This window comes from Blastomonas sp. (assembly GCF_041747255.1).
In the GTDB taxonomy this organism is placed as follows: Bacteria; Pseudomonadota; Alphaproteobacteria; order Sphingomonadales; family Sphingomonadaceae; genus Blastomonas.
The window spans coordinates 1-10,306 of sequence record NZ_JBGTFM010000496.1; the positions used below are offsets into that span (position 1 = coordinate 1).

Annotated in this window: 11 protein-coding genes; 8 read left to right on the plus strand and 3 right to left on the minus strand. The window is 62.3% G+C overall.

Features of this window, described 5'->3' with window-relative positions; all coding sequences use genetic code 11:
* The 7 genes from ACEW8G_RS16420 to ACEW8G_RS16450 form a co-directional block, all read left to right on the plus strand.
* Positions 1–1,306 (plus strand): AarF/UbiB family protein (locus ACEW8G_RS16420; RefSeq protein WP_373489468.1); only part of this gene is annotated, 1,306 nt, incomplete at its 5' end.
* Positions 1,307–1,571: 265 nt separating this feature from the next.
* Positions 1,572–2,699, plus strand: a complete 1,128-nt coding sequence (prfB, locus tag ACEW8G_RS16425) for a peptide chain release factor 2 (RefSeq protein ID WP_373489469.1) — start codon at positions 1,572–1,574, stop codon at positions 2,697–2,699.
* The gene (locus ACEW8G_RS16430) at positions 2,689–3,426 is read left to right on the plus strand and encodes a class I SAM-dependent methyltransferase (RefSeq protein WP_373489478.1); all 738 of its coding nucleotides are present in this window, start codon (positions 2,689–2,691) and stop codon (positions 3,424–3,426) included. The genes prfB and ACEW8G_RS16430 overlap by 11 nt, the downstream gene beginning before the upstream one ends.
* Positions 3,427–3,516: 90 nt before the next feature.
* On the plus strand, positions 3,517–4,920 hold the full coding sequence (locus ACEW8G_RS16435) for an NAD(P)H-dependent flavin oxidoreductase (protein ID WP_373489470.1): 1,404 nt from the start codon (positions 3,517–3,519) through the stop codon (positions 4,918–4,920).
* A gap of 39 nt (positions 4,921–4,959) precedes the next feature.
* Positions 4,960–5,256: a type II toxin-antitoxin system ParD family antitoxin gene (locus ACEW8G_RS16440; RefSeq protein WP_373489471.1), complete on the plus strand. Its 297-nt coding sequence runs from the start codon at positions 4,960–4,962 to the stop codon at positions 5,254–5,256.
* Positions 5,246–5,464, plus strand: a complete 219-nt coding sequence (locus tag ACEW8G_RS16445) for a type II toxin-antitoxin system RelE/ParE family toxin (protein WP_373489472.1) — start codon at positions 5,246–5,248, stop codon at positions 5,462–5,464. The genes ACEW8G_RS16440 and ACEW8G_RS16445 overlap by 11 nt, the downstream gene beginning before the upstream one ends.
* 173 nt (positions 5,465–5,637) lie before the next feature.
* Positions 5,638–6,798 carry an acyl-CoA dehydrogenase family protein gene (locus tag ACEW8G_RS16450; RefSeq protein WP_373489473.1) on the plus strand — a complete coding sequence of 387 codons (1,161 nt, stop codon included), beginning with the start codon at positions 5,638–5,640 and terminating at the stop codon, positions 6,796–6,798.
* Between the two features lie 21 nt (positions 6,799–6,819).
* Here the strand turns inward: ACEW8G_RS16450 and ACEW8G_RS16455 are convergent, their stop codons facing one another.
* A complete protein-coding gene (locus ACEW8G_RS16455) occupies positions 6,820–7,020 on the minus strand; it encodes a hypothetical protein (protein ID WP_373489474.1) in 201 nt (66 codons plus the stop codon).
* A gap of 168 nt (positions 7,021–7,188) precedes the next feature.
* Here ACEW8G_RS16455 and ACEW8G_RS16460 point away from each other — a divergent pair, with 168 nt between their 5' ends.
* Entirely contained in the window at positions 7,189–8,382 is a 1,194-nt protein-coding gene (locus tag ACEW8G_RS16460; RefSeq protein WP_373489475.1) for a CaiB/BaiF CoA transferase family protein, read from the plus strand.
* Between the two features lie 6 nt (positions 8,383–8,388).
* Here the strand turns inward: ACEW8G_RS16460 and ACEW8G_RS16465 are convergent, their stop codons facing one another.
* On the minus strand, positions 8,389–8,763 hold the full coding sequence (locus ACEW8G_RS16465) for a PilZ domain-containing protein (protein WP_373489476.1): 375 nt from the start codon (positions 8,761–8,763) through the stop codon (positions 8,389–8,391).
* A gap of 528 nt (positions 8,764–9,291) precedes the next feature.
* Positions 9,292–10,306: HAD-IC family P-type ATPase (locus tag ACEW8G_RS16470; RefSeq protein ID WP_373489477.1), on the minus strand; the 1,015-nt coding region annotated here is incomplete at its 5' end.

Here is a 10,306-nt window from a genome sequence, read left to right on the forward strand (position 1 = left end):
GATCAACCTTTTGTCGCTGCAGGACAGCCTGCCGCCGGTGCCGTTCGACGAGATCCGCGCCGAGATCGAGCGAGGGCTGAATGCGCCCATCGACCGCTTTTTCAGCCACATCGATCCCGTGCCGGTGGGCGCGGCATCGGTGGCGCAGGTACATCGCGGCACCACCATTGAAGGCCGCGACGTCGCGATCAAGGTGCTGCGCCCCGGCGTTCGCCGCAAGTTCGCGCAGGATATCGAGACCTATGAGTGGGCCGCCGCGCATCTTGAGGCGCTGGGCGGCGAAGCCACGCGGCTGCGCCCGCAGCTGACCATCGCCAATTTCAAGCGCTGGACGATGCGCGAGCTCGATCTGCGGCGCGAGGCGGCAAGCGCATCCGAGCTCGCCAGCGCGATGGACGGCCACCCGGGCTATCGCATCCCCGCGATCGACTGGGACCGCACCTGCGGCACGGTGATGACGCTCGAATGGATCGACGGCGTCAAGATCTCGAACATCGATGCGCTCAAGGCTGCGGGGCACGACCTGCCCGATCTGGCGCGGCGGCTGGTGCTGGCGTTCCTGCGGCAGGCAATTGCGGGCGGGTTCTTCCATGCCGATATGCACCAGGGCAATCTGTTCGTCGCCGCCGATGGCACGATTGTCGCCATCGATTTCGGCATCATGGGTCGGATCAACCGGCAGGCGCGCTTCTGGCTGGCGGAGATTCTCTACGGGCTGACCACCGGCAACTATCGCCGCGTCGCCGAGATTCATTTCGAGGCGCAATATGTGCCGAGCTATCATAATGTCGACGAATTCGCGACCGCATTGCGCGCGGTGGGCGAGCCGATGCGCGGCAAGCCGGTGAGCGAGCTGTCGGTCGGGCAGATGCTCGACGGACTGTTTGCGATCACCCGCGATTTCGACATGAAGACCCAGCCGCACCTGCTGCTGCTGCAAAAGACGATGGTGATGGTCGAGGGCGTGGCGACGACGCTCGATCCCAAGATCAACATGTGGGACGTCGCCGCGCCCTATGTGCGCGACTGGATTCGCGGCGAGCTGGGGCCGGAAACTTTGCTGGCGGATCGAATCAACACCGATGTCGCGACGCTGCTGCGTCTGCCCGATCTGGTGCGGCGACTTGAGGAACGTGTGCCCAAAAAGGGCGGCGCGCCCGAACCCCCGCCGATCCCGCGCATCCCGCTGATCTGGGAGAAGAAGGAGCGCGTCGCCGGCGCGGGCGGCGGCTTCTGGAGCCATCTGGCGGCGCTGGTGATTGGTGCGGGAGCGGGAGTCGGTGGGTTCCTGCTGTGGTTGCATTGAGCGTAACCCTGCTCTCTCCCCTTGAGGGGAGAGAAATGCAGGCTTGCGAGCTTGCTCGCTAGCCGAAGTTGAGAGGGGCGGCGCCAACGCCACGGAGGGCGACTGCCCCCCTCCCAACCCTCCCCCCCTGAAGGGGAGAGGGCTATTGCGGTCCACGGAGCTCCAGCCTGGCCGATTGCCACTTTGTCTGGTCCCCATGCGCAACCCTTTGCGATTTGCGTCCAATCGGCTAGAGCGCGGCTCGTCTTAGATCAGGAGTGAACCCATGCGTGCCGAAGGGCAGGCCCATATTGACAGCATCACCGCCGCGCTGGCGCTGATCCGCAAGTTTCTCGACTGGGAGCGCGCGCTGCGGCGTCTGGATGAACTCAACGCACGCGTTGAGGACCCGTCGCTGTGGAATGACCCCAAGGCGGCCGAAGAGGTGATGCGCGAGCGGCGACGGCTCGAACAGGCCATCGGCGCGGTCAACGATATCAGCGGCGAAATGGCCGACGCCATTGAATTTGTCGACATGGGCGAGGCTGAGGGCGACGATGCGATTGTGGCCGACGGGCTGGCCAGTCTGAAAGCGCTGGCGGCACGCGCCGAAACCGACAAGGTGCAGGCACTGCTGGCGGGCGAGGCCGATGGCAACGACGCCTATATCGAGGTGCACGCCGGAGCGGGCGGCACGGAGAGCCAGGACTGGGCCGAAATGCTGCAGCGCATGTATTCGCGCTGGGCCGAACGGCGCGGCTACAAGGTTGAGCTCGTTGATTATCACGCCGGCGAGCAGGCCGGGATCAAATCGGCGACTTTGCTGGTCAAGGGCGAAAACGCCTATGGCTTTGCCAAGACCGAAAGCGGTGTTCACCGGCTGGTGCGGATTTCGCCCTATGACAGCTCGGCGCGGCGGCACACCAGCTTTTCGAGCATCTGGGTCTATCCGGTGATCGACGACAACATCGACATCGAGATCAACGACAGCGACCTCAAGATCGACACCTATCGCGCATCGGGCGCGGGCGGGCAGCACATCAACACCACCGATTCGGCGGTGCGCATCACGCATATCCCCACCGGCATCGTGGTGGCATCGCAAAGCGGCCGGTCGCAGCACAAGAACAAGGCCGAGGCGATGAGCATGCTCAAAGCCCGGATGTACGAGGCCGAGCTGCAGCGGCGCGAGGCCGAGGCGAGCGGCGAATATCAGGCCAAGACCGAGATCGGCTGGGGTCACCAGATCCGCTCCTATGTGCTGCAGCCCTATCAGCTGGTGAAGGATCTGCGCACCGGGGTCACATCGACCGCGCCGGGCGATGTGCTTGATGGCGCGCTCGATCCGTTCATGGCCGCAGCGCTCAGCCAGAGGGTGACGGGCGAAAAGGTCGAGGTTGAAGATGTCGACTGACCGGCGGTTGCCGGGCGGCGCATGGCTGGTTGCCGGGCTGCTGCTGGCGGGCTGTCAGGATGGCGGCGGGACGGATGCCGACCGGCCGCTGACATCGCGCGAGTTTCCCCGCGCTGACCGGCCGGTGCCCGGTGTGGTCAGCAACGAGTTTTCCAATGAGGAAGCGCGCGATGATCGCAATGAGGCCAATCTGGTGATGGACCTCGCCGGGATCGCGCCTGGGATGACGGTCGCGGATATCGGCGCGGGCAGTGGCTATTACACGGTGCGCCTGTCGCAGCGGGTGGGGCGTGCGGGCCGCGTGCTGGCGCAGGACATCGACGATGCTGCGCTCAAACGGCTGGGCACGCGGGTCGAGCGCGAGCGGCTCGACAATGTCTCGATCAAGCCGGGCGATAGCGATGATCCGCGCCTGCCCGAGGCGAGCTTCGACCGCATCTTTTTGGTGCATATGTATCATGAGGTGACCGAGCCTTATGCGTTCATCTGGCGGATGCGCCCGGCGCTGAAGCCCGACGGGCAGGTGATCGTGGTCGATGTCGACCGGCCCACCACGCAGCACGGCATTCCGCCCAAGCTGCTGTTCTGCGAATTTGATGCGGTGGGTTACAAGCTGGTCGAGTTCGTCGAAAAGCCCAGGATCGCTGGTTATTTCGCGCGGTTTCAGGCGGTTGGACCACGGCCTGAGCCGCAGTCGATCAAGACATGCAACCAGCCCGGCAGTTGATCGCTGACCATTGCGAAGCCGTGACATTTTGGTGGCGCACTTTATACGCGGCACGGCTATAGCCGCATGCAACATGATGGGAGCGTTTGAGTGTTCAAGGGACTGAAGCCGATTGTTTATGGCGGACGCGAAGTCTGGCCGCTGGTGGAAGGCGGCAAGGGCGTGTCTGCGACCAACCACGCCAGCTCGGGCGCATGGGCCGCAGCCGGCGGCATCGGCACGGTATCGGCGGTCAACGCTGACAGCTATGATGCCAATGGCAATGTCATCCCGCAAATCTACCATGGCCGCACCCGCGCCGAACGGCACGAAGAACTGATCCGCTATGCCATTGACGGCGCGGTCGAGCAGGTGCGCCGCGCTTATGATATTGCTGCAGGCAAGGGCGCCATCAACATCAATGTGCTGTGGGAGATGGGCGGCGCGCAGCCGATCCTGCACGGCGTGCTCGAACGCACCAGGGGCATGGTCACCGGGGTTACCTGCGGCGCGGGCATGCCCTACAAGCTCTCCGAAATTGCTGCGCAATATAATGTCAATTATTTGCCGATCATCAGCTCGGCGCGGGCCTTCCGTGCGCTGTGGAAGCGCGCCTATCACAAGGTCAGCGCGCTGATGGGCGCGGTGGTCTATGAAGACCCTTGGCTGGCGGGCGGGCACAATGGCCTGTCCAACGCAGAAGACCCGCGGGTGCCGCAAGACCCCTATCCACGCGTCAAATTGCTGCGCGAAACAATGCGCGCCGAAGGCATTGCCGACAGCGTGCCGATCATCATGGCGGGCGGCGTTTGGTATTTGCGCGAATGGGAAAACTGGATCGACAATCCCGAGCTTGGCCAGATCGCGTTTCAGTATGGCACACGGCCGCTGCTGACGCAGGAAAGCCCGATCCCACAGGGCTGGAAGGATGCGTTGACCAAGATCGAGGAAGGCGATGTGCTGCTGCACAAGTTCAGCCCGACCGGCTTTTATTCCAGCGCGGTGCTCAACCCGTTTTTGCGCACGCTGCAGTCGCGTTCCGAGCGGCAGATTGCATTTTCGACCCAGATGGCGGGTGACCACACTGCGCAGCTCGATTGCGGGGTGAAGGGCAAAAATTTCTGGGTGACCCCCGCTGACCTGATGCGCGCGCGCGGCTGGGATGCGCAGGGGTTCACAACCGCGCTGAAAACGCCGGACAACACTTTGGTGTTCGTCACCCCCAATGAACGCGCCGAGATCCGTAAAGACCAAACCGATTGCATGGGCTGCCTGTCGCACTGCGGTTTTTCTTCGTGGAAAGACCATGACAACAACTCGACCGGCTATCTCGCCGACCCGCGCAGCTTCTGCATCCAGAAGGCGCTGCAGAACATCGCGCATGGCGCGCCGATTGACGAGAACCTGATGTTTGCAGGCCATGCCGCGTATAATTTTGGCAAGGACCCGTTCTATTCCAACGGCTTCGTGCCGACGGTCAAGCAACTGGTGGACCGCATCCTGACCGGAGATTGATCAGCCAAATATGGACATTGGTATGAATATTTGCTACCAATGTTCCTCATGAGCAAGATCGAAAAACTGTCCATCGCCCTGACCGCCGACCTTGCCGCAGAGGTGCGCGAGGCGGTGGCATCGGGCATGTATGCCACCAGCAGCGAAGTGATCCGCGAGGCGCTGCGCGACTGGTCACGCCGCCGCGCCTTCCAGCAAACCGAGCTCGGGGAATTGCGCCGCCTGATCCAGGAAGGGCATGACAGTGGCTATGGGCCTTGGGAAGGCATCGAGGCGATCATTGCCGAGGCACGGCGCCGGTTTGAAGCGCAGCAGACGTTGAGCGATGCCGCTTGAGCTGCGCCGCAGCGCGCAAGCGCAACGCGACCTTATCGACATCTGGCAATATGTGGCGATGGACAGTCCACCAGCCGCCGACAAGCTGCTGCGCGGCATTGGTGCAGCATTTGCCCAGACCGCAGATTTTCCCGGCATCGGCAGAGCTTTGCCGCAGATTGGACCAAACACCCGTGCGCTTGTCCACGGTCGTTACATGATCATCTAAACAGTTGATGACGCCAGCCAAACGGTTGAGCTCACCCGCGTCATTCACAGTGCGCGGCGCTGGCAGGATATGCTGGGCTAGCAAGAAGGTGCATTGACGCATGCGTATTTCTGTCTCATCCAAGCCGCGTTAACCGTGCGGTTAAAGTGCGGGAGAGGTTAGGACTCTAAAGCATGGACTTCACCTTGTCCGATGAGCAGGTGGCGCTGCGCGAGACCGTACGGCGGTTTGCGCAGGCAGAGCTGGTGCCGCTCGCCGCCGCGCTTGAACGCGATAACGCCCCCGTGCCGCGCGAGATGGTGCGGCGCTATGCCGAGCTTGGCCTGCTGGGCATCAACACCCCGCAGGCGCTGGGCGGGTTGGGGCTGTCGAGCCTTGACGCGCTGATCGCGCTTGAGGAGCTGGCCAAGGTCAGCTCGGCGGTCGCCTTTCCGGTGTTCGAGGCGTGCGTCGGCCCGGTGCGCGCGATCCAGCATTTTGCGCCTGAGGCGCTGAAGCAGCGGATTGTGCCCAAGGTGTGCGCGGGCGAGATGATCGTCGCGGTGTCGATGTCGGAACCGGGCGCGGGCACCGCGCTCACCGATCTTACAACGCGCGGCGTCATCGCCGATGGCACAGTGACGATCAACGGCACCAAGCGCTGGTGTTCGGGCGGTGGTCATTCGGATGCCTATCTGGTCTACACCCGCCTGTCCGATGCACCCGGCGCAAAAGGCATCGGCGCGGTGCTGGTCGAGAAAGGCACGCCGGGTCTCAGCTTTGGCGCGAACGAGACGCTCATGGGCTTTCGCGGCATCCCCAGTGCAGACATCATGCTCGACGATTGCCGCGTGCCGGAGGGCAATGTCGTTGTGCCCGCCGGGGGCTTTGCCAGGCTGATGGAGGCGTTCGATCTGGAACGTTGCGGCAATGCGACGATGGCGCTGGGCCAGGCATCGGGCGCGCTGGAGGATGTGCTGGCATATGTTCAGCAGCGCCAGCAGTTCGGCAAACCGCTGGTCGATTTTCAGGCGGTGCAGATGAAGCTCGCGCAGATGCAGATCGAGGTCGAGGCGGCGCGGTTGCTGATCTGGCGCGCGGCCGCCAATGCCGACACCGGCCTGCCATCGATTCTCGACAGCTCGACCGCGAAGTGCTTTGCCAACCAGATCGCGCGGTCGGTGACCGGCGATGCTGTGCAGTTGATGGGTGGCTATGGTTATTCCACCCAATATCCCATGGAACGGCGGATGCGCGATGCCTGGGGTTGGGGCATTGCTGGCGGCGCGATTGACATTCAGAAAGTGAACATCGCCAGCGCCATGATCGGACGACGCTTTGACCAGCGGCGCTGACCTATTGTGCGCGGCAGATGGCTACAGGCGGCGGGCCTTGCGCAGCAACCGCGCCCAGTGTTTGCGCTCGCGGTCGGTCAGTTTGCTGTTGTTGGCCCGTTGCTGGAGCTGGTCCAGCATGGTGTCGCCATATTTACTGGCCATATGCTCGATGTCGCGCGCGTCTTTACGCTTGCGATGGGCATTTTCAAACAAACCGGATAGCATGATCGTTTCGCCCAAAATGGTCAGGTCATTATATAAACAACCTGCAACCCGCGCCCCTGCGCAAGAATGTATTTACCGTCATTTCGGGGGCGTTGCAATGCTGCATCGCAGCAAGGGCAACAATTGCATGTCCCGTTCTGGCATGGCGTTCCGCGAAATACCGTTGATCAAAAGGATGGCATAGTGAGCGAATCGATCTGGACGATAAGTGAGACGGCGGCGACCGGTCCGCTGGCGGGGATCAAGATACTCGACATGTCCAGCGTCGTCATGGGGCCGCTGGCCACCGTGCTGATGGCTGACATGGGGGCCGATGTCATCAAGGTGGAAAATCGGGGCAGCACCCATGGCGGCGACATGATGCGCTATGCCGGACAATCACCCACCGGTGATCTGGGACCGATCTTCATGGCGCTCAACCGCAACAAGAAATCGGTGACCATCGATGGCCGCGACCCGCAGGGCAAGGCGCAGCTGCACGCACTGCTGGCGGAGGCGGACGTGTTCTTTCACAACATCCGGATGGCCGGCATGGAGCGGCTCGGGCTTGGCTATGAAGACATCAAGCGGATCAACCCGGCGATCGTCTATGTGCATTGCTGCGGTTATGGCGCCGACGGGCCCTACGCCAACCGGCAGGCCTATGATGACCTGGTGCAGGCCGCATCGGGCTGGGCTGATTTGTACGCGCGCCGCTCGGGCGGGCCCCCCAGTTACACGCCGTCGCTGGTCGCCGACAAGACGGTCGGGCTGTTCGCCACCAATGCGACGCTCGCCGCGCTGGTGCACAAGGAACGCACCGGGCAGGGTCAGTTTGTCTCGGTGCCGATGTTCGAATGCTTCACCTGGTTCAACATGGTCGAAAACCTTTACGGCCAGACCTTCCCCGGTGATGGCAAGCTTGGCTATTCCCGCTCGATCAACCCGCGGCGCAGACCCTATCCCACGAAGGACGGCTTTATTGCGATTGTCCCTTATGTGGACCGCCAGTGGGAACGCTTCTTTGAAATCGGCGGTCGCCCCGGCGTGTTTCAGGATCCGCGTTTTTCCACCTACACCGAACGCACCAAGCATACCGGTGAGCTTTATGCGATCATCGAGGAGGTCGCCGCCACCAAGACCACCGATGAATGGGTCGATCTGCTGGAGCAGGAAAACATCCCGGCGATGCGCTTCAACCCGATGGCCCAGGTGCTGGAAGACCCGCATCTTGTCGCGACCGGGTTTTTCATCGATGCCGAGGCGCCGGGGATCGGCCGCTATCGCACGCTGAGTCATCCGGTGGCGTTCACCGGATCGCCGGTCAACCAGCGGCTGGCACCGCAGCGGCTTGGCGCGCAGGACAGCGAACTGCCGCTCGCCGCCAATGACGGATAGGCCGTGTTACCGGCGCGGGAATGAGGGACTGGTGCCGAATACCGTGCGCAGGTAGCGCGGCGTCTTTTCGCCAACGGTGAGCGGTTGCCGCGCCAGCTTGGGATTGATCAGCGAATCAAATGCCACGCCGAAGCGCCTGTTGCGTGCCCATGCAATCTTGCCTTTGACCGCGCCGATGTTGCGCAGCATCGCGACGATGCTTTGGTCGGTTTTGACCTCAAGATCCGATTCGATCATCATCCCGCCCGGCGAGAGGTTGCGCACCTTGACCTTGTGCACGGCATCAGATCCTTCGAATGTGATATCGGCAAGCAGGAACAGGCTGTCGCGGTCGCGCGCTTCTTTTTCGGTCAGGGACGCAGGGCTGACATGCTGGTTCATCGTTCGGGCATCCATCGCGCGAGGAGAGACATTGTGCGGCAGGGCTTGCGCGCAACCGCCCCCCGACTAACCGTCATTTTACACCAGAGATTGTCGCCAATTGGTTAATGCGTGGGCCTGAAGATCAAGTTCCATCGCGCCTTAGGCCACATACCCATATACAGGATTTTTTGTGGTCCTGAGTTGCTTCGACGATTGAGCTCGGTGCGGCGGTGCCTGAAATCCGTGATCGGTCGAGACCTCTGCCAGGCGCGATGGACTGACGATTGACGCGGGGGGATATTTTGATCGCAGCCGAAACCCTGACCGCCAAAGCGTTTTCACTTTGAGCGAACACGCTGTTATCTTTTGAAGCCACATCTTCCTGGTGATTGACGGTAAACGGTCAATGTGAAAATGCTCCAGGTGTCAGAACGCAGTTCCAAGAAATTCGATTTTCCCCGAATGAGCGCGACGAGGATACAATTTGAGCGCGATTTTAGGCTCAACACGCCATCAGCAATTGAAAGCTCGCTAATGGCTTGCCCGTCACGCGCGAACCTCAAATCGCCGTGCGACCCATTTCTCGGCTTCGACAGTCATCAATAATGCGACGCCCACGCCAATAATCAACAGCCCGTCAAGCAACGCCACCGGGCGGCTCGCGAAAATGCTGTGCATCACCGGCAGATAGGTGAACAGCAGCTGCGCCACGACAACGGTCGCGACCGCCACCAGCACCGCAGGCGTGCCCAGCACCCCCTGCCAGGTGAGCGAGGCACCATGAACATAGCGCACGCTGAACAGATAGAAGATCTCCATCACCACAATGGTGTTCACTGCTATTGTTCGCGCAGTGTCGACAGACAATCCCTTTGCGGTTGCATAGGAAAAGACGCCAAAAGTGCCCGCCACCATCAGCAGCGAGACGAACACGATTCGCCACAGCAGTCGCCCCGACAGCAGCGCCTGACCTGAACGGCGCGGCGGACGGAGCATGGCACCTGCTTCGGGGGGCTCGAACGCCAGCGCCAGTCCGAGCGCTACTGCTGTCACCAGGTTGATCCACAAAATCTGCACCGGGGTAATCGGCAGTGTCAGCCCAAGCATGATCGCAACCAGCAGGGTCAACGCCTCGCCGCCGTTGGTGGGCAGCGTCCACGAGATGACCTTGGTCAGATTGTCATAGACCGTGCGCCCCTCGCGGACCGCCGCGACAATCGAAGCGAAATTATCATCAGCAAGCACCATCTCGCTGGCGTCCTTGGCTGCCTCGGTGCCCTTTTGCCCCATCGCCACGCCGACATCGGCGCGCTTGAGCGCGGGTGCATCGTTGACGCCGTCACCGGTCATCGCGATCACCGATCCGTCGCGCTGCAGCGCCTCGACCAGCCGCAGCTTCTGTTCGGGGCTGGTGCGCGCAAACACCAAAGCGGCGTTTGCCTCGGTGTCGAAAGCGCCATCATCGAGCCGCTCGAGGTCCTCGCCGGTCAGCGTGCGCGGGTCGTCGCCCAGCCCGAGCTGAATGGCGATCGCGCGCGCGGTGGCGGCATGATCGCCGGTA